Origin of the sequence: Pseudomonas sp. Z8(2022), from assembly GCF_025837155.1 — a bacterium.
Taxonomy (GTDB): domain Bacteria; phylum Pseudomonadota; class Gammaproteobacteria; order Pseudomonadales; family Pseudomonadaceae; genus Aquipseudomonas.
In genome coordinates, this window is sequence record NZ_CP107549.1 from 2262361 (window position 1) to 2286532 (window position 24172).

20 protein-coding genes are annotated in these 24172 nt (G+C 64.6%); 10 read left to right on the forward strand and 10 right to left on the reverse strand.

Annotated elements, in window-relative coordinates:
- Positions 1-3: 3 nt before the first annotated feature.
- The 6 genes from glgX (at position 4) to OEG79_RS10790 (ending at position 6909) form a co-directional block, all read left to right on the forward strand.
- Positions 4-2124, forward strand: a complete 2121-nt coding sequence (gene glgX / locus OEG79_RS10765) for a glycogen debranching protein GlgX (RefSeq protein WP_264145024.1) — start codon at positions 4-6, stop codon at positions 2122-2124.
- A gap of 184 nt (positions 2125-2308) precedes the next feature.
- Positions 2309-3577, forward strand: coding sequence for a zinc-dependent alcohol dehydrogenase (locus OEG79_RS10770; protein WP_264145025.1), 1269 nt, complete (start codon positions 2309-2311; stop codon positions 3575-3577).
- Positions 3578-3593: 16 nt separating this feature from the next.
- Positions 3594-4382, forward strand: coding sequence for an endonuclease/exonuclease/phosphatase family protein (locus tag OEG79_RS10775; RefSeq protein WP_264145026.1), 789 nt, complete (start codon positions 3594-3596; stop codon positions 4380-4382).
- Positions 4379-5581, forward strand: coding sequence for a cardiolipin synthase ClsB (gene clsB, locus OEG79_RS10780; protein WP_264145027.1), 1203 nt, complete (start codon positions 4379-4381; stop codon positions 5579-5581). The genes OEG79_RS10775 and clsB overlap by 4 nt, the downstream gene beginning before the upstream one ends.
- Positions 5578-6570: a lysylphosphatidylglycerol synthase domain-containing protein gene (locus OEG79_RS10785; protein WP_264145028.1), complete on the forward strand. Its 993-nt coding sequence runs from the start codon at positions 5578-5580 to the stop codon at positions 6568-6570. The genes clsB and OEG79_RS10785 overlap by 4 nt, the downstream gene beginning before the upstream one ends.
- A 117-nt stretch (positions 6571-6687) precedes the next feature.
- Complete coding sequence (locus OEG79_RS10790) at positions 6688-6909, forward strand: hypothetical protein (protein ID WP_264145029.1); 222 nt, start codon at positions 6688-6690, stop codon at positions 6907-6909.
- A gap of 48 nt (positions 6910-6957) precedes the next feature.
- Here the strand turns inward: OEG79_RS10790 and OEG79_RS10795 are convergent, their stop codons facing one another.
- Positions 6958-9423, reverse strand: coding sequence for a glycogen/starch/alpha-glucan phosphorylase (locus tag OEG79_RS10795; protein ID WP_264145030.1), 2466 nt, complete (start codon positions 9421-9423; stop codon positions 6958-6960).
- 184 nt (positions 9424-9607) lie between these two features.
- Here OEG79_RS10795 and OEG79_RS10800 point away from each other — a divergent pair, with 184 nt between their 5' ends.
- Genes OEG79_RS10800 through OEG79_RS10810 form a run of 3 tightly spaced genes read left to right on the forward strand, consistent with a single transcriptional unit; the run spans position 9608 to position 11891 of the window.
- Complete coding sequence (locus tag OEG79_RS10800; protein WP_264145031.1) at positions 9608-10036, forward strand: hypothetical protein; 429 nt, start codon at positions 9608-9610, stop codon at positions 10034-10036.
- Positions 10036-11124, forward strand: a complete 1089-nt coding sequence (locus OEG79_RS10805) for a DUF3182 family protein (protein ID WP_264145032.1) — start codon at positions 10036-10038, stop codon at positions 11122-11124. The genes OEG79_RS10800 and OEG79_RS10805 overlap by 1 nt, the downstream gene beginning before the upstream one ends.
- Positions 11121-11891, forward strand: a complete 771-nt coding sequence (locus tag OEG79_RS10810; RefSeq protein ID WP_264145033.1) for an alpha/beta hydrolase family protein — start codon at positions 11121-11123, stop codon at positions 11889-11891. The genes OEG79_RS10805 and OEG79_RS10810 overlap by 4 nt, the downstream gene beginning before the upstream one ends.
- Before the next feature lie 25 nt (positions 11892-11916).
- Here the strand turns inward: OEG79_RS10810 and glgB are convergent, their stop codons facing one another.
- From glgB to OEG79_RS10830, 4 genes are all read right to left on the reverse strand, one after another.
- On the reverse strand, positions 11917-14079 hold the full coding sequence (glgB, locus tag OEG79_RS10815; RefSeq protein ID WP_264145034.1) for a 1,4-alpha-glucan branching protein GlgB: 2163 nt from the start codon (positions 14077-14079) through the stop codon (positions 11917-11919).
- The gene (treS, locus tag OEG79_RS10820; protein ID WP_264145035.1) at positions 14076-17381 is read right to left on the reverse strand and encodes a maltose alpha-D-glucosyltransferase; all 3306 of its coding nucleotides are present in this window, start codon (positions 17379-17381) and stop codon (positions 14076-14078) included. Before treS ends, glgB begins: the two co-directional genes overlap by 4 nt.
- A gap of 16 nt (positions 17382-17397) precedes the next feature.
- Positions 17398-19380 (reverse strand): alpha-1,4-glucan--maltose-1-phosphate maltosyltransferase, encoded by a 1983-nt coding sequence (locus OEG79_RS10825; protein ID WP_264145036.1) that lies wholly within the window; start codon positions 19378-19380, stop codon positions 17398-17400.
- Positions 19381-19540: 160 nt separating this feature from the next.
- On the reverse strand, positions 19541-20059 hold the full coding sequence (locus tag OEG79_RS10830) for an MgtC/SapB family protein (protein ID WP_264145037.1): 519 nt from the start codon (positions 20057-20059) through the stop codon (positions 19541-19543).
- Positions 20060-20216: 157 nt separating this feature from the next.
- Here OEG79_RS10830 and OEG79_RS10835 point away from each other — a divergent pair, with 157 nt between their 5' ends.
- Complete coding sequence (locus tag OEG79_RS10835; RefSeq protein ID WP_264145038.1) at positions 20217-20591, forward strand: Rho termination factor N-terminal domain-containing protein; 375 nt, start codon at positions 20217-20219, stop codon at positions 20589-20591.
- Here the strand turns inward: OEG79_RS10835 and OEG79_RS10840 are convergent.
- The 5 genes from OEG79_RS10840 to OEG79_RS10860 all read right to left on the reverse strand — a co-directional run bounded on the left by OEG79_RS10840 (position 20588) and on the right by OEG79_RS10860 (position 24092).
- Positions 20588-20788 carry a metallothionein gene (locus OEG79_RS10840; RefSeq protein ID WP_264145039.1) on the reverse strand — a complete coding sequence of 67 codons (201 nt, stop codon included), beginning with the start codon at positions 20786-20788 and terminating at the stop codon, positions 20588-20590. The two genes, OEG79_RS10835 and OEG79_RS10840, sit on opposite strands and share 4 nt — an antisense overlap.
- Complete coding sequence (locus OEG79_RS10845) at positions 20785-21207, reverse strand: hypothetical protein (RefSeq protein ID WP_264145040.1); 423 nt, start codon at positions 21205-21207, stop codon at positions 20785-20787. The genes OEG79_RS10840 and OEG79_RS10845 overlap by 4 nt, the downstream gene beginning before the upstream one ends.
- A gap of 72 nt (positions 21208-21279) precedes the next feature.
- Positions 21280-21624, reverse strand: a complete 345-nt coding sequence (locus tag OEG79_RS10850) for a DUF2892 domain-containing protein (protein ID WP_264145041.1) — start codon at positions 21622-21624, stop codon at positions 21280-21282.
- A gap of 107 nt (positions 21625-21731) precedes the next feature.
- Positions 21732-22898 carry a zinc-dependent alcohol dehydrogenase gene (locus OEG79_RS10855; protein ID WP_264145042.1) on the reverse strand — a complete coding sequence of 389 codons (1167 nt, stop codon included), beginning with the start codon at positions 22896-22898 and terminating at the stop codon, positions 21732-21734.
- A gap of 57 nt (positions 22899-22955) precedes the next feature.
- A complete protein-coding gene (locus tag OEG79_RS10860; RefSeq protein ID WP_264145043.1) occupies positions 22956-24092 on the reverse strand; it encodes a carboxylate-amine ligase in 1137 nt (378 codons plus the stop codon).
- Positions 24093-24172 lie beyond the last annotated feature (80 nt).

Genomic DNA, 24172 nt, shown 5'->3' on the forward strand with positions numbered 1-24172 from the left:
ATCATGCGCAAACAACAGCGCTCGCGCGTCACCGAAGGCACACCCTTCCCCCTGGGTGCCACCTGGGATGGTCTCGGCGTCAACTTCGCCCTGTTCTCGGCACACGCTACACGCGTCGAACTGTGCCTGTTCGACGAACAGGGCAAGACCGAAATCGAACGCATCGAACTGCCGGAGTACACCGATGAGATATGGCACGGCTATCTGCCCGATGCGCGCCCCGGCCAGGTCTACGGTTACCGCGTGTACGGCCCCTACGAGCCGGAAGCCGGGCACCGTTTCAACCCCAACAAGCTGTTGATCGACCCCTACGCCAAGCAACTGGTGGGCAAGCTGCAATGGTCGGAGGCGTTGTTCGGCTACACCATTGGCCACCCCGAAGCCGACCTCAGCTTCGACGAGCGCGACAGCGCGCCGTTCGTGCCCAAGTGCAAGGTGATCGACCCGGCCTTCACCTGGGGCGAACAGCCGCCGCCACGCATTCCCTGGGACAGCACGGTGATCTACGAGGCGCACCTGCGCGGCCTGAGCATGCGTCACCCGGCGGTGCCCGACGCGCACCGCGGTACCTGCGCGGCACTGACCAATCCGCAGTTGCTGCGCTACCTGCGCGAACTGGGCATTTCCAGCCTGGAACTGCTGCCGGTACACGCCTTCGTCAACGACCAGCATCTGCTGGAAAAGGGCATGAACAACTACTGGGGCTACAACAGCATCGGTTTCTTCGCGCCCCACCCCGCCTACCTCGCCAGCGGCAAGATCAGCGAGTTCAAGGAGATGGTCGCCCACCTCCACGCGGCCGGCCTGGAGCTGATCCTCGACGTGGTCTACAACCACACCGCCGAGGGCAACGAACGCGGCCCGACCCTGTGCATGCGCGGCATCGACAACGCCAGCTACTACCGCTTGATGCCCGACGAGCGCCGCTACTACATCAACGACACCGGCACCGGCAACACCCTGGACCTGTCGCATCCCTGCGTGCTGCAGATGGTCACCGACTCGTTGCGCTACTGGGCCACCGAAATGCGCGTGGATGGTTTCCGTTTCGACCTGGCGACCATTCTCGGCCGCTATGCCGACGGCTTCGACGAGCGCCACAGTTTTCTCGTCGCCTGCCGCCAGGACCCGGTGCTGAGCAAGGTCAAGCTGATCGCCGAACCCTGGGACTGCGGCCCCGGCGGTTACCAGGTCGGCGGTTTCCCACCCGGCTGGGCGGAGTGGAACGACAAGTTCCGCGACAACGTGCGCGCCTTCTGGAAAGGCGACGAAGGCGAGCTGGCCGAGCTGGCCAGCCGCCTTACTGCCTCCGGCGACCTTTACAACCAGCGCGGACGACGGCCGTTCGCCTCGGTCAACTTCATCACCGCCCATGATGGCTTCACCCTGCGCGACGTGGTGTCCTACGACCACAAGCACAACGAGGCCAACGACGAGAACAACCAGGACGGCACCGACCACAACATCTCCTGGAACCATGGTTGCGAAGGCGAGACGGACGATCAGGACATCCGCCAGCTGCGCCTGCAGCAGATGCGCAACCTGCTGGCCACCCTGCTGTTCGCCCAGGGTACGCCGATGCTGCTGGCCGGCGACGAGTTCGGGCGTACCCAGCACGGCAACAACAACGCCTACTGCCAGGACAACGAACTGAGCTGGGTCGACTGGGCCATCGACGAGGAAGGCCAGGCGCTGACCCGCTTCTGCCAGCGTCTGATCACCCTGCGCCGCAGCCACCCGATCCTGCGCCGCGGACGCTTTCTGGTCGGCCACTACAACGAGGAACTGGACGTCAAGGACGTCACCTGGCTGGCTCCCGGTGGCGAGGAAATGACCGAAGCGCACTGGCACGACGGTGAGGCGCGCTGCATGGGCATGCTGCTCGACGGACGCGCCCAGCCCACCGGCATCAAGCGCAGCGGCGCCGACGCCACCCTGTTGCTGCTGCTCAATGCCCATCACGACGGCCGCACGTTCCAGCTGCCCGAAGTGGCGGGCGGCAAGCACTGGATCTGCCTGGTCGACACCCATCGTCCGGACGAAGCCGGTGAGCAGCGTCCGCTGCATAGCGAGGCCCTCGAACTGGCCGGCCGCTCCCTGCAACTGCTGGAGTTGCAGCGCTGACAACGGAGCCATGGATGGCGGACCGGAAAAAAAGCCTGAACCCTGCTTTCGTCTGCCGACTCGAAACCACAAAGACGTCGGACAAACCCGTGGCGCCATTTTTCCGGCGTGCACGGGCTTGTCCTATGGCAGATGCCCAGCCGATCCATGCGCGCCGGCATCTGACCGACAACGGGAGACACTCATGAAGGCAGTGGTATTTCACGACATCGGCGACATCCGCCTCGAGGATGTGCCGGAACCCGAGGTACAGGCGAGTACCGATGCGGTCATTCGCATTACCGCATCGGCCATCTGCGGCACCGACCTGCATTTTGTACGGGGCACCGTCGGCGGCATGCGTAAGGGCACCATCCTCGGTCACGAGGCCGTGGGTATCGTCGAGGCGCTGGGCAGCGATGTGCGCAACCTGAACATCGGCGATCGCGTGGTGGTGCCCTCCACCATCGCCTGCGGCAACTGTAGCTACTGCCGCGCCGGCTACTATGCCCAATGCGACGAGGCCAACCCCAACGGCAAGCAGGCCGGCACCTCCTTTTACGGCGGCCCTGAAATCACCGGCGCCTTCCACGGCCTGCAGGCCGAGATGGCGCGTATTCCCTTCGCCAATATCGGCCTGGTGAAACTGCCCAGCGAAATCAGCGACGACCAGGCCATCCTGCTCTCCGATATCTTCCCCACCGGATATTTCGGCGCTAAGCTGGCCGAAGTCGGCAGCGGCGACACCGTGGCCGTCTTCGGCGCCGGCCCGGTCGGTCAATTCGCCATCGCCAGCGCCAAGCTGCTGGGTGCTGCGCGCGTATTTGCCATCGATCACCTCGACGACCGCCTCGACATGGCCCGGCGCCAGGGTGCCGAGGTGATCAATTTCGATCGTGAAGATCCGGTCGAAACCCTGCGCCGGCTGACCGATGGCATCGGTGTGGACCGCGCCATCGGTGCCGTGGGCGTCGATGCGCAGTGCCCTGCCCACGGTCACTCGCCGCGCCAACCCGAAGGCCACGAATGGCAGCCGGGTGATGCTCCCGAGCAGGCTCTGCAGTGGGCTGTCGATGCCCTGGCCAAGGCCGGCACGCTTGGCATCATCGGTGTATATCCGCAACAGGCGCGTGAGTTTCCCATCGGCCAGGCGATGAACAAGAACCTCAGCGTCAACATGGGCAACTGCAACCACCGCCGCTATATCCCGGAACTGATCGAGATGGTCCAGGCCGGGCGTATCGATCCGGCGAAGATCCTCACCCAGGTCAAACCCATGAGCGACGCCATCGAGGCCTTCAAGGCCTTCGACCGACGTGACAGCGGCTGGATCAAGGTGCAACTGCAGCCGGCGAAGAACGACGCCGGCCACGGCAGCGAAGAGCAGGTGCACGGCGAAGCGATTCTCGACCGCGCCATAGCAGAGGCCGACCCGCTCGGCGAGTCACGCTCGAAGAAGCCTGCCAGCCTGTGAACGAGTGCCGTCGGACATGAACAACACCATTGCCCAGCCGGAGGTGATCATCGACCGTGTGACCCCGGTCAAGTGCCTGCGCGTGCTGACGATCAACACGCACAAGGGCTTCACCGCCCTCAATCGCCGCTTCATCCTGCCGGAGCTGCGCAGCGCCGTGCAGTCCACCGGGGCCGACCTGGTGTTCCTCCAGGAGGTGCTCGGCAGCCATGCCCAGCACGCCAGGCGCTTCCATGACTGGCCAAGCGTGCCGCAATACGAATTTCTCGCCGACAGCATGTGGCCGCAGTTCGCCTACGGGCGCAATGCCGTGTACCCGCACGGTCACCACGGCAACGCCCTGCTTTCGCGCTTTCCCATCCTCGAACATCACAACCTCGACGTGACGGTCAGCGGCACCGAGCAGCGCGGCCTGCTGCATTGCCGGCTGGACGTGCCGGGGCACGATGCCGTGCATGCGGTGTGCGTGCACCTCGGTCTGCGCGAGGCGCATCGACGTCAGCAGATCGGCTTGCTGCTCGATCTGCTGGCGACCTTCGATCCCGGCGCGCCAGTCATCGTGGCGGGTGATTTCAACGACTGGCGCCTGCAGGCGGACCGGCAACTGGCTCCGCATGGCCTGCGCGAAGCCTTCGAGCATCGTCACGGCAAGCCCGCGCGCAGTTTTCCGGCACGCATGCCGCTACTGCGCCTGGATCGCATCTACACCCGCAACGCAGCGGCACACCAACCGCAAGTGTTGTCCACCCGGCCGTGGTCGCATCTGTCGGATCACGCGCCACTGGCAGCGGAGGTTCACCTGTGAGCGGTATATGGAGAGACGGCAACCAGCTGCGCCTGCTGATCAATGGCGAAGACTACTACCCGAGGGTTTTCGAATGCATCCGCGCGGCGCGCGTCGAAGTGCTGCTGGAAACCTTCATCATCCGTGAAGACAAGGTCGGCCTCGAACTGCAGGAGGTGCTGATTGAAGCCGCACGGCGCGGAGTACGCATCGTCATCGCCGTGGACGGCTACGGTACTGCCGACCTGCAGCACGAATACGTCACGGCCCTGACCCGAGAAGGAGTGAAGATCCACGTTTTCGATCCGAGCCCCAGGCGCTTCGGCATGCGCACCAACCTGTTTCGTCGCCTGCACCGCAAGCTGGTGGTGATCGACGGCGAGCGTGCCTTCGTCGGCGGTATCAACTATTCGGCCGACCATCTCGGCGATTTCGGCGAGATGGCCAAGCAGGATTATGCCGTCGAAGTGATTGGCCCGATCGTCAGCGATCTGCACGTGGCCATGCTGCGTCTGCTGCGCCCTGCCCTCAGCGAACCGAGCCCGGCGCAGCCGTCGAAACAGCCAGTGGGCGACGCGCGGGTGATGCTGCTGGAACGCGACAACGAGCGCCATACCACCGACATCGAAGACGAACACCTGCGTGCCTTCGAGTCGGCACGAAAGCGCCTGGTGGTGGCCAACGCCTATTTCTTCCCCGGCTACCGGGTGCTGCGCGCCTTGCGCAATGCGGCACGGCGCGGCGTGCGGGTCACCCTGATTCTTCAGGGACAACCGGACATGCGCTGGGTCCAGGCCTTCTCGCGCCTGCTCTACAACTACCTGCTGCGCGACGGCGTGGTGATCTACGAGTACTGCCAGCGGCCGCTGCACGGCAAGGTGGCACTGGTTGACGAGGAATGGTCCACCGTGGGTTCGAGCAATCTGGACCCGCTGAGCCTGGCACTGAATCTGGAAGCCAACCTGGTGATTCACGACCGCGACTTCAACCAGTACCTCCACGACCATTTGCTCGCGCTGTCTGCCGAGCACTGCAAACGCATCGAACTCGAAAGGGTGATACGCGGCTACTGGTGGCGTGCGCCACTGGTATTCGTGTGCTTTCACTTCCTGCGCCGCTTTCCGGCCATCGCCGGCTGGCTGCCGGCGCACCGCAAGAAACTGAAACCGCTGGAACCAGCCGACAAGGCCAGCGGTTATGAAGAGGAAAAAACCGGATGAACAGTGCACAGAACAACCCCTGGATGCGTTGGGGCAAACGCGCGCTGACGCTGTTTTTCCTCCTGGCGGTGCCAGCGTTGCTGTACATGCTGGCGCGCAATCTGGACTGGGGCGAGGTACGTCAGTCTCTCAGTGATTACAGCACCCGGACGCTGCTGGTGGGTTTTCTGATCACCTGCGCCAGCTATCTGGCATTCAGCTGCTATGACCTGCTTGGCCGCAAGTACAGCCGCCACCACCTGCCGGCGCGTCAGGTCATGCCGGTGGCCATGGTCTGCTATGCCTTCAACCTGAACTTCACCACCTGGATAGGCGGCGTAGCGATGCGGTACCGGCTTTACATGCGCCTGGGTCTGGGCGCCTCGACGGTAACGCGCATTCTCAGCCTCAGTCTCCTTACCAACTGGACTGGCTACATGGCGCTGGCCGGGGTGATTTTCTCCCTGCGTCTGGTGCACTTGCCCGAGAGCTGGGGCCTTGGCGTCACGGGCCTGCAGCTGGTGGGTTTTGCGTTGCTGGGCGTGGTCAGCGCCTATATCGGTGTCTGCGCTTTCGCCACGCAACGCGTATGGCACTTTCGTGACCGGGCCATCACCCTGCCCTCGTTGCGAATGGCGCTGATGCAGCTGTGTCTGGGAGCCAGCAACTGGGCACTGATGGCGGCACTGATCTACTGGCTGCTGCCGGAAGGCGCGGCCTACACCTCGGTACTCGGCGTGCTGCTGATCAGCTGCATCGCCGCTGTGGTGGCACATATCCCCGCCGGGCTGGGTGTACTGGAGACGGTGTTTCTCGCCCTGCTGCAGCACCAGTACAGCCAGGCCAGCCTGATCGCCGCCCTGCTCGCCTATCGCGTGCTCTACTACCTGCTACCGCTGCTGGTGGCCAGTATCGCCTACCTGGTGCTGGAAAAACGCGCGAAAACCCTGCGCAAGAAGGGTCAGCAGGCAGCCGAACCGGAGCCGCATCGAACCGTCCATGGCGCCTGATCTGAGCCAAACGGAGGCTCGGCCTGGCGTCAGGCGAGCCACCCGGCGGATGGCGGGAACTCCCAAGCGAGTTGCGTGGGTCCACTGCATATCACTCGGCAAAAACGGAGGCACACCATGGCCAAACCACTGCATCTGATCAGCTACATCCTGCACAACCAGCCACACAGCGTCGAAGTCGAATCGGATCGTGAGCAGCTCACGCCTGATCAGGCGCGTTTCTACCTGAGTGCCCTGCATACCTTCGAATGGCCCAGCGAGTTCACCGACGTGCAGGTCACCCGCATCCTGCATCCGAAGAAAGGCAGCCCCACCCCGGCGCACCGAGTTCAGCGCTGAGCGTCCTTTCGGGTCGCTTCGAATGAACACGAGGAGGGGGTGAGGCGCTCAGTCCCCTTCACGCGGCGGCAGCGGCACCTGCCAGATGTCGCGGGCGTATTCGGCGATGGTGCGATCGGAAGAGAACCAGCCCATCCGAGCGGTGTTCAGCACCGCCGAACGCCACCACTGTTCCGGCCGCTGCCAGCGCTGATCGACCAGGCGTTGCGCCTTCCAGTAGGCATCGAAATCGGCGCAGACCATGAAGCGGTCGTCGTACAGCAGAGCATCCACCAGGCCCACGTAACGCGCGGGATCGTCCGGTGAGAACACCCCCGCGCGGATGGCGCCCAGGGCTGCGCCCAGGCGCTCCGAGCCGGCTACCACATCGCCCATCTGCAGCCCCAGACGTTGTCGCGCAGCAACCTGCTGGGCATTCATGCCGAAGATGAACATGTGCTCCTCGCCGATCTGCTCGCACATTTCCACATTGGCGCCGTCCAGCGTGCCAATGGTCAGCGCGCCATTGAGAGCGAACTTCATGTTGCTGGTGCCGGAGGCTTCCAGCCCGGCCGTGGAGATCTGCTCGGAGAGATCGGCGGCGGGAATGATGGTTTCGGCCAGGCTGACGTTGTAGTTGGGAATGAACACCACCTTGAGCAGCCCGCGTACGGTGGGATCGCCATTGATGGTGCGGCTGATGTCGTTGGCCAGCTTGATGATCAGCTTGGCCTGGTGATAGCTGGCTGCCGCCTTGCCGGCGAAGATCTTCACCCGCGGCACCCAGTCGGTGGTCGGATCGTTGCGGATGGCCTGGTACAACGCCACGGTGTGCAGCAGGTTGAGCAACTGGCGCTTGTACTCGTGGATGCGTTTGACGTGAACGTCGAAGATGGCCGTGGTGTCGAGGTGGATGCCCAGCAGTTGCCGCACCCGCTCGGCCAGAACCTCCTTGTTGCGCTGGCGGCACAAGGCGTACTCGTCGCGAAAGTCCGCGCGCTCGGCGTAGGGCTCCAACGCCTTCAGATGGGCCTCGGGCCGTTGCAGCACGGGCTCGCCGAGAGCATCGACGAGCAGGTGGGTCAGCCCCGGATTGACCTGAAACAGCCAGCGGCGGAAGGTCACGCCATTGGTCTTGTTGTTGACCCGGTCGGGGTACAGCCTGTGCAGGTCGCGGAACACCGTGTCGCGCATCAGCCGCGTATGCAGTGCGGAAACCCCGTTGATGCTGTGTGCGCCGAGAAAGGCCAGGTTGCCCATGCGCACGCGCCGGCCATGGTCCTCCTCGATCAGCGATACCGCGCGCAGCAGGCGAAAGTCGTGAATGTCCTTGGCGCGCAGCGCATCGATATGCTCGGCGTTGAGCAGATAGATGATCTGCAGGTGGCGAGGCAGCAGACGCTCCATCAGCGCCACCGGCCAGGACTCCAGCGCTTCCGGCAGGAGCGTGTGGTTGGTGTAGGCGGTAGTCGCCACCGTCAGCTGCCAGGCCTGCGCCCAGGGCATGCGATGCTCGTCCACCAGCAGACGCATCAGCTCGACCACGGCGATGGCCGGGTGAGTGTCGTTGAGCTGGATCGCCACGTGCTGCGGCAGGCTTTGCAGGTCCTGATGCAAACGCAGGTGGCGCTCGATCAGATCCTGCAGCGAGGCGGAAACCAGAAAGTACTCCTGGCGCAGGCGCAGCTCCTGACCCGCCTCGGTATCGTCGGCCGGATAGAGCACACGCGAGATGCTCTCGGCGCGGACTTCGCCGGCCACCGCGCCAAAGTGATCGCCGGCATTGAAGCGGTCCAGCTGCAGGTTTTCCTCGGCGCGCGCGCGCCACAGCCGCAGGGTGTTGACCGAAGCACCACGCCAGCCTACCACCGGCGTGTCGTAGGCGATGGCGCGTACGCTCTCCTGCGGCTGCCACAGTTGCCGCGCGGTGCCCGTACCGTCGTCGAGGCTCATCACGCCGCCGCCGAAGCCGATGCGATAGGCCACCTCGGGACGCTCGAACTCCCAGGGATTGCCGAAGTCCAGCCAGGTTTCGGTCTGCTCGGCCTGCCAGCCGTCGATGATCGCCTGGCGGAACAGACCATGTTCATAACGGATGCCGTAGCCATGCGCGGCCAGGCGCAGGGTCGACATGCTCTCCATGAAGCAGGCTGCCAGGCGCCCGAGGCCGCCGTTGCCCAGTGCCGCATCCGGCTCGATCTCGCGGATGCGTTCAAGCTCGACACCGAGCTCGGCCATGGCCTGGCGGGCCACATCGAGCAAGCCGAGATTGCTCAGGTTGTCCACCAGCAGGCGGCCGATGAGAAATTCCAGAGACAGGTAATAGATACGCTTGGCGCCCTGACGCTCGACCTGCGCGGAGGACTCTTCCCAGCGATCGATCATGTGATCGCGAGTGGCCAGGGCTAGCGCCTCGAACCAGTCGTGGTCGTAGGCGGTACTCGGGTCCTTGCCCACGGCATAGCGCAGCTTGGCCAGGATGGCCGCCTTGAAGCGTGCTACGGCACTCTCGGTCTCGCTGTGCGATTCGCTCATATCGTCCCCTCACGCGCGCGTCGCGTTGATGACAGCCGAAGCGACGTTCGGCCTTTTCTTTGGGGCCTTGGCGATGGCGATGAGTTCAGGGTTTTTCTGCCCTGCGCCCGCTGATCAAAAAGCCTGAACTTCGACTTCGCGGCTCCTCTCACAACTCATGAACGGCAACGTCGAGGAGATCATCATGCGAGCCATCATTCCCGGCCTTCTGGTCGGCGCGCTAGCGGCAGGCGACGCACTGGCCGAGGCCTGCTACGTCAGTGCCAGCGCCTCCAGCGAGGCCATACAGGAAGTTGAACAGGAGTTCTGTTACGAGTTCACCGGCATGGACAAGGGCGCGATCGACTGGTCGTGTCATAATGAAACCGGCGACATGATCAACAGCGAACAACGCAAGGTGGCCAGTTGCGCCGAGTCCAAGCTGGGCAGCTGCGAAGCGGCGCTGACCCAGGAAACCCTGACCAACTACCGCTCCGGCGACGATGACGAGCGGGAAGCGCGCCCCGCCGTGCCCAACGATGCCAAGGTGGTCACCCATTACTACCAGGCGGGCGATCTCAAGCAGGTGCGCATCGACTGCGAAAGTGCCGGCGGCACCTGGCGGGAACGCTGATGGCTACCTACGACGGCCTGTTTCTGCTGCCAGGCAGCGCTCAGCACATGGCCCATGAGCGCATGGTGCAACGCCAGCTTGGCGAGAAGCTGGCCGCTCTGCTTGGCTGCCCCTTCCTCGGCCCCTGCCAGCCGGGCAGCGAGGTTCGCGGCCACCACTATTTCCTGCCCGAGGACACCCTGGTCGGCGATGTCAGCTCGCTGGGCATCGACGGGCCGGATGATTTCTTCGGCGGGCAGGTCGAACACGCCTTTCTTGCCACCAAGGCGATAAGTCACCCTGCTCTGGAAGCGCCCCGACATCTCCCCGCGGGTTGGTCCGAACGTTTCGCCCGACAAATCGAGAGCATCACCCTACAAGGTTACAGCGTGTTTGATCTGCAGGACGCGACCGAGGCCGGTCAACGGCTGTTGCGCGAAGGCCCGGTTCGCCTGAAACCGGTGGACGGTACCGGTGGCCGCGGCCAGCAGGTGGTGCGTTCGCCCGATGAACTGGAGCGTGCATTGGCGGAGCTCGATGCGCAGCGCGTGGAGCAGCAGGGACTGGTACTGGAAGAGGACCTGCAGCAGCCCAGCACCTATAGCGTCGGGCAGATTCGTGTGGCGGACATAACCCTGAGCTACCACGGTACCCAGCAACTGACCGACGACGGCCATGGTAACCAGGTCTATGGGGGCTCGCGCCTGACGCTGGTGCGCGGCGACTACCTGGCGCTGATGACGCTCGACCTGCCGCGCAGCGTACGTCTGGCCGTGCAGCAGGCGCGCATTTTCGAGCTGGCGGCGCTGGAGGTGTATCCCTCGATCCGGGCCTCGCGGCGCAACTATGACGTAGCTCAGGGGCTGAATGCGCGCGGGCTGTCGCGTAGCGGCGTGCTGGAACAGTCCTGGCGCGTCGGCGGTGCCAGTGCCGCGGAAATCTTCGCCCTGGAGGCGTTCATCAACGACCCGCAGCTGCAAACGCTGCAGGCGTCGACCCATGAATACTATGGGGATGTGTCTCCGCCAGCAGGCGCCGTCTGCCTGTATCAGGGACAGGACAGCGAGGACGGCCCATTGGCCAAGTACGTCAAGGTGGGCCACTCATGACCGCCTGCAGCCAGGACCTGGACATTCTGGTGGATGACCAGCATATCGCCGGCACCCTGCTGACCCCGCCAAACAAGGTTCCCGGGGTGCTCTTCGTACACGGCTGGGGCGGCAGCCAGCAACGTGACCTGGCACGAGCCCGTGGTATCGCCGGACTGGGCTGCGTGTGCCTGACCTTCGACCTGCGCGGGCACGAACGCAACATAGAAGCGCAGGAGCGCGTGTCGCGCGAGCACAACCTCGCCGACATTCTCGCCGCCTACGATCTGCTCGCCGCGCATGACGCGGTCGACCCCGAGTGCATCGCGGTTATCGGTACCAGTTACGGCGGCTACCTGGCCACCCTGCTCAGCGTGCGTCGGCCGGTACGCTGGCTGGCCCTGCGGGTACCGGCACTGTACTGGGACGAACAGTGGCAGCTGCCCAAACGCCAACTGGACGTTGCCCGGCTGGGGGAGTACCGCCGCAGGCCGCTGCGTGCGCAGGACAACATGGCGCTGGGCGCCTGCTCGGAATTTCGCGGCGACGTGCTGCTGGTGGAATCCGAGCATGACGATTTCGTCCCGCACACCACGCTGATGAGCTACCGAAACGCCTTCGACAAGGCTCACTCGCTGACCCACCGCACCATGGCCGGTGCCGACCATGGGCTCAGCGAGGACCGCCACCAGCAAGCCTACACACGCATCCTGATCGACTGGGTCAGCGAGATGGTGATAGGAGCACGGGTAGGCGACTACCCGCACCATCTGGTGCGCTACTCCTGAATCGCCGCGCCCTGCTCCCCTCTGGTCAATCCGCCAGGCGCAGGATCAGCGTTGCGAGCGGCGGCAATTGCAGATTCAACGAGTCGGACTGGCCATGCGCGGCCATCTGCTCGCTGTGCAGCTCACCCCGAGTGCCGGCACCCGAACCGCCCCAGCGACCTTCGTCGGTATTGAGCAGCACCTGCCAGCGCCCTGCGGCTGGCACGCCGATGCGGTAGCCATCGAGCACCTGCGGAGTGAAGTTGTGCACCACCAGCAGCGGTGAACTGCCCTCGCCGCCCTTGCGCAGCCAGGCGAATACGCTGTTGCGCGCATCGTCGCCGATCAGCCATTGGAAGCCGCTGTCCTGATCGTCGAGGCGGTGCAACGCCGGTTCCTCGCGGTACAGACGATTCAACTCGCGCACCAGCGCCTGGGCGGCGGCATGCTCCGGGTACTGCAGCAGGTACCAGTCCAGCTGCTGATCGTGGTTCCACTCGCGCCACTGGCCGAACTCACAGCCCATGAACAGCAGCTTCTTGCCCGGGTGACTCCACATCAGCGCGAGGAACAGGCGCAGGTTGGCGAACTGCTGCCAGCGATCGCCAGGCATGCGCCCGAGCAGCGAGCGCTTGCCATGCACCACCTCGTCATGGGAGATCGGCAGGATGAAACGCTCGGAGAAGGCGTAATGCAGGCCGAAGGTGATCTGGTGGTGATGATGCTGGCGGTACAGCGGGTCCTGCTGGATGTAGCTCAGGCTGTCGTTCATCCAGCCCATGTTCCACTTGTGGCTGAAGCCCAGGCCGCCCTGCTGTACCGGGCGGCTGACCCCGGGCCAGGCGGTGGATTCCTCAGCGATCACCAGCGCCCCGGGTACTTCGCTGCGTACCACCTCGTTGAGGTGCTGGAGAAACTCGATGGCCTCGAGGTTCTCGCGCCCGCCGTGACGGTTGGGAATCCACTGCCCCGCTTCGCGCGAATAGTCGCGGTAGAGCATCGACGCCACCGCATCCACGCGCAGGCCGTCGATGTGGTACTCGTTCAGCCAGTACAACGCGCTGGCCAGCATGAAGCCGTGTACTTCGGTGCGCCCGAGGTTGTAGATGCAGGTGTTCCAGTCCGGGTGAAAACCCTCGAACGGGTGCGCGTACTCGTACAGTGCGGTGCCGTCGAACTCGGCCAGACCGTGGGCATCGTTGGGAAAGTGCCCGGGCACCCAGTCGAGAATCACGCCAATGCCTGCGCGGTGGCAACGGTCGACAAAGGCGGCGAAACGCTGCGGGCTGCCGAAACGTGCAGTGGGTGCAAACATCGACAGCGGCTGGTAGCCCCAGGAACCGCCGAACGGATGCTCCATGATCGGCATCAGCTCGATATGGGTGAAACCCAGGTCCTGCACGTAGGGAATCAGCCGGTCCCCCAATTCGTCCCAGTCCGGCGCCTGGTCACCGGCCCACTGCCATGAACCGGCATGCAGCTCGTAGATCGCCAGCGGTGCCTGGGGGGCCTGACGCTGCTCACGCTCGCTCATCCACTGTTGGTCCTGCCAGGCGAAGACCTCAGCCTGTGGCACCCTTGAGGCGGTCGCCGGCGGCATCTCTGTCGACTGCGCCATGGGGTCGGCGCGCAGCGGCAACAGGCCGTGCGGCCCGAGGATTTCGTACTTGTAGCATTCACCTGGTTGCAGCCGTGGAATGAACAGCTCCCACACGCCTGCCGGGTAGCGCAGGCGCATGGGATGACGGCGGCCATCCCAGCTGTTGAAACCACCGACCACCGAAACCCGCCGCGCGTTGGGCGCCCATACGGCGAAGCGCACGCCCGGCACACCCTCGTGTTCCACCGGTGCGGCGCCCAGACAGCGCCACAGCTGCCGGTGGTTACCCTCGGCGAACAGGTAAAGGTCGGTGTCGCCCAGCAGCGGGCCGAAGGCATAGGGGTCTTCCGTCTCCTGCACGCTGCCCGGCCAGTGAATGCGCAGGCGGTAACGCTGCAGCTGGGGCAATCGCAGCTCGAACAGTCCCTCCGGGTCGCTGCGCTGCATGCGCCCCAGCGCCGAGCCATCGCTGGCCAGCAGGTCCACGGCATCGGCGCCAGGCAGCCAGACCCGCACCAGGGTCTCGTCGCCCTGCGCATGCGGGCCGAGAAAGCTGAATGGATCGCCATCCTCGGCCCGCTGCAGGCGCTGCACTCTGTTCTGATTCAAGTTCGTACTCCAGGTAATTGTTGAGCGAGGTCCACCAGCCCCTGCAACGGGACATCGATCCAGTCGGGGCGGTGGCCCGTCTCGTAGAGAATTTCGTAGGCGGCCTTTTCCACGCAGAAAAGCAGCAGCGCCGCGCCCTCGCCGTCGCGTTCGCGCCATTCGTGGGGCAGTTCGCTGGCGGCCACACGGTATGCATCGAGGAAGGCGCCGCGGGCCTGCTCGCGGTAACGCGCCACCACCTCCTGCACCACCTGCTGGGCATCGCGCGCTGCCTCAAGTCCGGCGGCATTGCGTTGTGCCACGGCGGCGGCGTAGGCAAAGGAGCGCAGCATGCCGGCCACGTCCTTGAACGGACTGTGATGCATGCGGCGCTCCTCCAGGGTGCGACTGGGCTCACCTTCGAAGTCGATGATGTAGGCATCGCCCTGCACCACCAGAACCTGGCCCAGGTGCAGATCGCCGTGTACGCGGATACGCAGCCCGCCAGCGGCCTGCGTGGCCAGCCGGGCGACAGCCTCGAGCAGCGCTTGCTGACGTGCCAGCAGCCAGTCGGTCTGCTCGGCTGCCGTCGCGGCCAGCTGGCCACGGCATTGGCTCAGGGCATGCAGGGCGTGGCGCAGCTGATCACCGATCGATTCGCTCCAGTGCGTACTGTCTCGCTCGCTGCTCAAGCGGTAGCCGAAGTCAGGGTTCTCCAGCGGACGGGCCAGAACGCTGTGCATCTCGCCGAGCCGCTTGCCCAACACGCCGCAGAATACTTCCAGCTCGGCCAGTGGATCGCCCCCGGAGCTGGCCGAACCGCCGCACAGCGCGTCACGAATGGCGCGGTCGAGGGTGTTGAGCGTCCACTGCCAGGCATCACCCTGGTTGTCGAGAAAGCGCTGGACCACCATCAAGGTATGCGACTGCCCCTCGGGATCGATGCGCACCACCTCTCCGAGGAAAGGCGCGATATGGGCGTAACCCTGATCGGTGAGGAAGCGCCCCATCTCCACTTCCGGGTGGATACCCGGAAAGCCGCGACGCAGGAGTTTCAACAAGAGCTGGTCACCGATCAGCGCCGAGCTGTTGGACTGTTCGGCCGACAGCAGCTTGAAATCGTTCTCGTCGAGGCCTTCGAGCTCAACCAGCGTCGGCTCGGCGCGGAACTGCAGCTCGCCGCCGTCACTGCGCAGAACTGCCTGCTGACGCAGCAGGCGAAGGGCCTGCTGACTGAACTGCGGCAGACTGAAAGCATCGGTCAGCAGTTCGACATGACGCCCGCGCCGCAGCCGGGCCAGGGCCAGCTGCTGTGGCAGATCGTTGCCGGCAGCCTGTGTCGGCACCGCTGCCAGGGGCAGGCGGTAATGCTCGGCCCCGCCTTCGCCGGATACCTCAACCTCCGCCAGCAGCGGCGCATCGGCAGCCTCGGACAACGGCATGACATAGAGCAGGCTGACACCGGCGGATGGCCGCTGGCCGCCGGCGAACCAGCGCCGCTTGGCCAGATACAGTGGCAGCGATTCGCGCTCCAGGGTCTGCCGCGCGCGCCCGTCCATCACTTCAGTCAGGGCACGACCGAGTACCAGGGTCTGCAGCTCCGGCATGCGATCCACCGGTTTCAGGTGCCAGCTGGGCATCTGCGAGGCATCGGCCAGATAGAACCAGTAGAAGCCATACGGCGGCAGCGTCAGCAGGTAGGTAAGCTGGCCGATGGGCGGGAACGAGGCGCCGCCGATCATCTCCACCGGAACCCGGTCATGGTAGTCGGCCAGTTCCAGCTCGACGGCCTGGGCCGCGCTGGACAGATTGGCCACGCAGAGAATCTGCTGATCGCTGCCATCCTCGCCCCGATACATGCGCAGGTAGGCGAGGATGCGCCGGTTGCTCGGTGCCAGCATCGTCAGCGAGCCGCGGCCGAAAGCCTTGTGCTGGTTGCGGATGGCAAGCATGCGCCGCGTCCAGTTGAGCAGCGAATGCGGATCACGCGCCTGCGCCTCGACATTGATGGTCTGGTAGCCGTACAGCGGGTCCATGATCGGCGGCAGCACCAGGCTGGCCGGGTCGGCGCGGGAGAATCCGCCGTTGCGGTCCATCGACCACTGCATCGGCGTGCGTACACCGTCACGGTCGCCGAGGTAAATGTTGTCGCCCATGCCGATCTCGTCGCCGTAGTACAGCGTCGGCGTGCCGGGCATCGACAGCAGCAGGCTGTTGAGCAGCTCGATGCGCCGTCGGTCGCGCCCTACCAGCGGTGCCAGACGCCGGCGAATGCCCAGGTTGATGCGGGCACGGCTGTCAGCCGCGTAGTAGTTCCACAGATAGTCGCGCTCGTCGTCGGTGACCATCTCCAGGGTCAGCTCATCGTGGTTGCGCAGGAAGATCGCCCACTGGCAATTGGGCGGAATTTCCGGCGTCTGACGCAGGATGTCGGTGATCGGGAAGCGGTCTTCCTGGGCGATGGCCATGTACATGCGCGGCATCAGAGGAAAGTGGAAGGCCATGTGGCATTCGTCGTCCTCACCGAAGTACGGGCGGGTGTCCTCCGGCCACTGGTTGGCCTCGGCCAGCAGCAGGCGATCCGGATAGCGCGCATCCAGTTCGGCGCGGATGCGCTTGAGCACCGCGTGGGTCTCCGGCAGGTTCTCGCTGCTGGTGCCGTCGCGCTCGATCAGGTAGGGGATGGCGTCCAGACGCAGGCCGTCGACACCCATGTCGAGCCAGAAGCGCATCACCCCGAGCACGGCTTCGAGCACCTTGGGGTTGTCGAAGTTGAGGTCCGGCTGGTGCGAGTAGAAGCGGTGCCAGAAGTACTGCCCGGCTACCGCGTCCCAGGTCCAGTTGGACTTCTCGCTGTCGATGAAGATGATCCGCGTGCCGGCGTATTTCTCGTCGCTGTCGGACCAGACGTAATAGTCGCGTGCCTTGGAGCCCTTCTTCGCCCGGCGCGCGCGCTGGAACCAGGGGTGCTGGTCCGAGGTGTGGTTGATCACCAGTTCGGTGATCACGCGCAGGCCGCGCCGGTGCGCCTCGGCAATGAAACGCCGGGCGTCGCTCAGCGAGCCGTAGTCGGGGTGGACGTCGTTGTACTTGGCGATGTCGTAGCCGTCGTCGCGGCGTGGCGACGGGTAGAACGGCAGCAGCCAGAGCGTATTCACGCCGAGCGCGGCGATGTAATCGAGCTTGTCGATCAGCCCCTGGAAGTCGCCGATGCCATCGTTGTTGGCGTCGAAGAAGGACTTCACGTGAACCTGGTAGATCACCGCGTCCTTGTACCACTGCGGATCGTTGAGGAAGGTCTTGCCGGCGCTGCGCTTGGCCATGGTGCTACTCCCTTGTTCAGCGGACGGTCTGGATTCGCCAGATGCCGAAAGGCAGGTGCCAGGGTTCGATACGCATCCACTGCACCTTGCCGTGCCAGATCCAGCGGTGGCCGTTCATCAGGTCTTCACCTGCCAGATCGGCATCGTCGGGCAGGCCCAGTTCCCACAGCGGCAACTCGAAGTGCGCTTCCTGGGCGTTGTGCGGATCGAGGCTGACGGCAATCAGGATGAAGTTGGAGAGGTCCGCGGTGCGCTTGCCGAAATAGAGGATGTTGTCGTTCCACGCGGTGTAGGCCTGAAAGCCCAGATGGGTCTGCAGCGCCGGGTTCTCGCGGCGAATCTGGTTGAGCCGGGTGATCTCGGCGTTGATGTTGCCGGGCGCCTGGTAGTTGCGCGGGCGCAGCTGGTACTTCTCCGAATCGAAATACTCCTCCTTGCCCGGAACCGGTTCGGCTTCGCACAGCTCGAAGCCCGAATACATGCCCCACAGCCCGGAGCCCATGGTCGCCAGCGCGGCGCGGATAAGGAATCCCGGGCGACCGCTGCGCTGCAGGAAATAGGGATTGATGTCCGGCGTATTGACGAAGAAGTTCGGCCGGTAACAATCGCGCCAGGGCGCCTGGTTCAGTTCGCTCAGGTAGCTCTGCAGCTCGGCCTTGGTGTTGCGCCAGGTGAAGTAGGTGTAGCTCTGGCTGAAGCCGAGCTTGCCCAGGCGCGCCATCATCGCCGGCCGGGTGAAGGCCTCGGCGAGGAAGATCACCTCGGGGTGGCGTTCCCGCACGTCGGCGATCAGCCATTCCCAGAACGGCATCGGTTTGGTGTGCGGGTTGTCGACGCGAAACAGTGTCACGCCCTGCTCCACCCAGCCCAGCACAACGTCACGCAGCGCCAGCCACAGATCGGGCATGGCCGCTTCGGCGTAGAAATCGACGTTGACGATGTCCTCGTACTTCTTCGGCGGGTTCTCGGCATGGCGGATGCTGCCATCCGGGCGCCAGCTGAACCAGCCGGGATGCTGCCTGAGCCAGGGGTGGTCGGGCGAGCACTGCACGGCGAAATCCAGTGCCACTTCCAGACCATGTTCATGCGCCACGCGTACCAACTGGCGAAAGTCCTCGAGGCTGCCAAGCTGCGGATGCACGGCCTCGTGACCGCCCTCCTCGCTGCCGATGGCATAGGGGCTACCGGGGTCGTCCGGGCCGGCCTTGAGGCTGTTGTTCGGCCCCTTGCGGTGGGTGCTCCCGATCGGATGAATGGGCGGGAAATACAGCACGTCGAAGCCCATCCCGGCGATTTCGGGAATGCGCGCCTGCACGTCGGTGAAGGAGCCGTGACGGCGTTCATCGCCCAGCGAGCGGGGAAACAGTTCGTACCAGCTGGCGAACTCGGCCAACTGGCGCTCGACATCCAGTGGATAGTTCGGTGTACGCAGCAGGTGCGGCCGATATTCGGCGCGGCGCATCAGTTCGTTGACAGATGGGTCGATCAGCACCGCCTCGCGTTCGGCCTGCGATTGCGCGGCCTCCATGCGCTCGATCAGCGCAGCCAGCTCGGCGCGCAATTCCAGCGGCGCCTGGGCGGCGATGCGCCGAACCAGCTGCGCCCCCTCCTGCAACTCAAGCTCCACCGGCACACTGGCACCGAGCTTCTTCACCAGCTCCTGACGGTAGCTGGCATAAACGTCCAGCCAGGCCTCGATGGCGAATTCGCCGCGCCCCTGCTGATCGATGCGCAGCTCTGCGCTCCAGTGATCATTGCCCAGCGCCTGCATCGGCACGCGCTGCCAGGATGCCTCGCCATTGGCGCGCCACAGCAGATCGGCGGCCAGCTGTTCGTGGCCATCGCTGAAGATCACGGCGCTGATTGGCAGCGGCCGGCCGCACAGGCACTTGCTGGCGAAACGGCCGCCTTCCACGGTCGGCTGTACAGCTTCGATGGCCAGTCGTGGCTGGGCGATGGCGTGATTCACGGTCTGGTCGGCATGCTGCGGGGACGGCATCTTTCCTGGCTCCTCTACGCCTGGCAGACGTGTTTGAAGGGGTTCGCGGGCAGGTCTGCGACAGCGTGCTGGGGCGCTGTACCTGTCAGAAAATCCGAGGCGGACGCGGCAGGAAAAGTTCAGGCAGTTTTTGCCCGTTCAACGGGCTGGCGAACTATTGTTAATCGCCCGGCTTTTCGTCCGATTGGTCGTCCGGTTTGATCCGGGTGCCTGGATCAACCACCATCGGCATCAGGTGCAGTACCACCAGTACGATCACCGTGGACAGCACGGCAGTGGCCTCGCGCCCGAGACCGACGGCCACGCCGATGGCGGCCGAGGCCCACAGCCCGGCTGCGGTGGTCAGGCCCTTTACATCGGAAATGTTCTGACCCTTGAGGATGGTGCCGGCGCCGAGAAACCCGACGCCGGCGGCAATGCCCTGGATCACGCGGCTCATGGCATCGGGTTCGGCGCCGTCCTGCTCCAGTGCCATGACGAAGACCGCTGCGCCAACGCACACCAGCATGTGTGTACGCATTCCGGCAGCCTTGCCCATGACTTCGCGCTCGTATCCCAGCAGGCCGCCGAGGAACATCGCCAGGAGCAGGCGCAGCGTGGCACGGGTGATGTGCTCCACCTGGCCAAGGTCGGAGAACTCCTGCACCAGCGTCGCGAGAATTCGCTCGAGTATGTCCATCTTCGTTCAATCTCCTGAAGCGCTTTCCTTCTGAGCGACGAACAGACGAAGAGGTTCGCCTCCGGTTATCCGAAAGCGGGAACAAACAGGCCCTGACGCATTCACTTCAGTTATGCGCCAGGGGCAATCCGGCTCGTGGCGAACCGGGAGAACGCTCATGCCCCGCGGCAGCAAAGACAAGTACAGCGCCAAGCAGAAACGCAAGGCCGAGCACATCGAGGACAGTTACAAGGAGCGTGGCGTAGCGCCGGAAGAAGCTGAGGCGCGCGCCTGGGCCACGGTCAACAAGCAGTCCGGTGGTGGCGACAAGGCCGGAGGCTCCGGGCAGAAGACCAGCGCGGCGAGCAAGGAGGCTGCGCGCAAATCCTCGGCACGGCGAGCGGCAGCGACGCGACAAGGCACGCCTCGCCCTGGTCAGCGACTGGAATCGATGAACAAGGCCGAGTTGACGGAACTGGCGCGCAAGCGGGATATCGCCGGGCGCTCCCGCATGCGCAAGGATGAATTGCTGCAGGCGCTGCGCAAGTCCTAGGAGACCTGCTCGCGCTCACGCTCCACACGCTCGCCGCAATCGCAGCCAGCGCTCTGGCACTGCACCATTCCCTTGGGATGGTGCAGCAGACAGGCCTCGCAGCAGTACAGCAGATCCTGGCCGGGGGTCTGGTGCAGCCACTCCCGCGACTCGACCGGACAATTGCAATGCGCACAGGCGCAGGTCGATGTGCTCATGGCTCGCCCTCCTCGTCGCCGGGTACGACCTCGTCGGTCCAAGGCTTGCCGTCGAGCGGCGCCGAGCGTGCCAACTCTGCTTCGTCCAGGCCGAAGCCGCCACCGACCTGGGTTTCGTCCACCACGCTGAGTTCCTCATCGTTGGCACCGTCATCGCCGCGCTCGAGCGGCGAACGCGCACCACTGTCGTCGATCAGGGTGTCCGGGCTCAGGTCATCGAGACTGACGTTGTCCTCGTGCTCGCTTTCACCGAGCGTCGCAGCGCCAGTCAGGCCGATCTCGTCGTCGCCGCTGGAAGATGGCCGCGCAGTCTGCTGCAGCGAGGGCTCACCCGTACCCAGGCTGTCTTCGTCATCGCTGAAGTCCAGCGCCTGCTCATCGACTGGTTCCGGATTGACACCTGAGATGGAGTCTTTCATGGCATACCTCCTTCGAACGGTAAGGAACACGTCCGACGACGGCGTACAGGCGCCATCGTGCGGACATTCGGCTCAAGGCGAAATCGGATCGCTGGCCGGGAAGGTTTCCTCTACGGCATGGTCCAGACGGTTGTCCTCGCGCCCCTTCAAGGCATCCATTTCCTTCTGCAGGCGCGGCAGCGCTGCACGCAGCTCGGCCACACGCTCGCGCAGGCTTTCCAGCTCGGTCTTGGGGTCGCTGATCAGCCCCTTGACCACGCAGTGTCCGCTCAGCCCGCGCTGCAGCAGCGCAGCACCGCCAAGGGCCTTGAGTACACCCGAGGTGCCGCCCTGGCAGACACCGGCGACAATGGCAGTGGCGCCGGTGGCGAGCGAGATGGCCCGCTCCAGGCGAGGGACATTTTGGGTCAGTGACATGGCGTTTCCTCCTGATGGTTGCATGACGAATGCCGATTGCGGCGCCCGTGAGATTTAGAAAGCCTCGCTGGCGCCAAAGGTTCAGAGAATCGGTCCAGTGGCCCGTTTCAGGGCCGCAGAATCACCTTGCGGCACTGCTCGCGCCGCGAGTCGAACAGGCGATAGCCTTCAGCCGCCTCGGCCAGCGGCATGCGGTGGCTGATGATGATTTGCGGATCGAGGTCGCCGCTCTGAATGTGCTCCAGCAGCCTGGGCAGCAGCGGATGGACGTGGGTCTGGCCCATCTTGAAGGTCAGCCCCTTGTCGAACGCATCGCCGAACAGAAAGCCGTGGATGAAACCGGCATAGACACCCGGCACGCTGACCGTGCCGCCCCGGCGAACCGCTGCGATGCACTGGCGCAGTGCCACGCCGCTGCTGGCTTCCAGCTTCAGCGTGGTCAGTACGGTTTCGGTAAGGCTGCCCTTGGCTTCGAAACCCACCGCATCGATCACCGCATCCACGCCACGGTAGCCCGGCGTCTGTTCGATGATGGCGCTGGCCGGGTCATCGACCTTGTCGAAGTTGATCGGTATCACGCCGTAGGTCTGCCGGGCGTAGTCCAGACGATAATCGTGGTGATCGACCATGAAGATCTGCTCGGCACCGAGCATGCGCGCACAGGCTGCACTCATCAGCCCGACCGGGCCGGCGCCATAGATCGCCACGCGACTGCCCGGACCGACTCCGGCATTGACCGCGGCCTGATAGCCGGTAGGCAGGATGTCGGTGAGAAACAGCACCTGCTCGTCATCGAGCACGTCCGGCACCTTGAACGGACCGGTATTGGCCTTGGGCACTCGCACCAGTTCCGCCTGTCCGCCCGGAACACCACCGTACAGCTGGCTGTAGCCGAACAGCGCCGCGCCTGGCGGAATCTGCTTCTTGTTGAGAATCGCGCCGCGCCCCGGGTTGGTGGTTTCGCAGGCCGCATGCAGGTCCATCTGGCAGAAGAAGCAGTCACCGCAGGCGATGACGAAAGGCACGATGACCCGGTCGCCCTTGCTCACAGCTGTGACCTGCGGGCCGACTTCCTCGACCACACCCATGAACTCGTGGCCGAAGATGTCGCCATCCTTCACCTGCGGAATCTTGCCGCGATACAGGTGCAGATCGGAGCCACAGATCGCCGTGGCGGTAACCCGCAGAATGATGTCGTCCGGTTGCTCGATAACCGGATCGGGCACCCGCTCCACCCGCACGTCGTGACTGCCGTGGTAGGTCAATGCTTGCATGAGGCTTCTCCCGGAATAAGGCATGTCCCTATTCCGAAATCGCTGCTGTGCAGATGTTCAGGCTATTTGCGGGATGTTCTGCATGGATGTTTGCTGCACCAGCCGGTCGACCACCTGGTAGACGGCAGCACGATGATCGGCGCCGCCGCTACGGGCACGGCGATAGAGGCCAAGCTGGGCTTCTGCGCTGCCACCGATACGCGCCAGCTGGCGCGCGTGCGCCATGATCCAGCGATCCTCGGGGGCGATATGCCCGGCTATGCAGGTTAGAACCTGATCCAGCCAGGCACGGAACGGCAAGGTGCTGTGGCTGCGCGGCTCGATGAACAGGCCGCGCAGGCCGCGACGTTTGGCGCGCCAGCGATTTTCCAGGGTGAGAATGCGCGTCAGCGGGTCATCGAACCATTCAAGGTGCGGGGTATCCAGCGCATGGCCGAGCATGGCGCGAAACAACCCGGCAATGCACAGGGCGTCCTGCAGTTTCGGGCAGGCGTCGGCGATACGCAGCTCCAGGGTCGGAAAGCGCAATGACGGGCGGATGTTCCACCACAGATTGACCGCCGAGCCGATGCAGTCGGTATCGGTCATCACCTTCAGGTAGCGCTGGTACTCGGCGTCATCGCGAAAGTGGTCGGGAATGCCCATGCGCGGCCACTCGTCACAGACGGCCTGGCGATAGCTCATCAGGCCAGAGGGGCGACCGTCCCAGAATGGTGAGGACGCGCTCAGCCCCAGCAACAGCGGCAACCAGGGCGTCAGCCGGTTCATCAGGCGAATGCGGTCGATGCCTTCCGGCACCCCGACATGCACGTGCAGGCCGGCCAGCACGCTGCGGCTGGCAACGATGCGGTAGTCGTCGAAGATGGCCTGATAACGGGCCATGTTGGTGGCCTGCACGCTGCGCCATTGCCCCAGAGGATGCGTACCCGCAGCAAGGATGCCGCAACCGAACTCGCGGGCCAGATCGGCCATGGTCCGACGAGCCTGGTCAAGGAAGTCGCGCGCCTCGTCGAGTCTGCTGAGCACCGGGGTCACTACCTCGAACTGCGCGGCGAACATCTCTCGCGTCACGCACGGGCCCAGGGCGCGGCGGCTGGACACGGCAAAGGCCTCGACTCCGCGCTGCGCCACGCAGCGGCTGGCCAGATCGGTGAGAAAGTATTCTTCCTCGATGCCGAACGTACTCGTGGTCATGACCACCTACCTCCCAGGATTCCTGCAATGGAGGGAGTTGCGGCGGTTTCGGTTCAACCTGTTTTGACGCTACGTCGGCT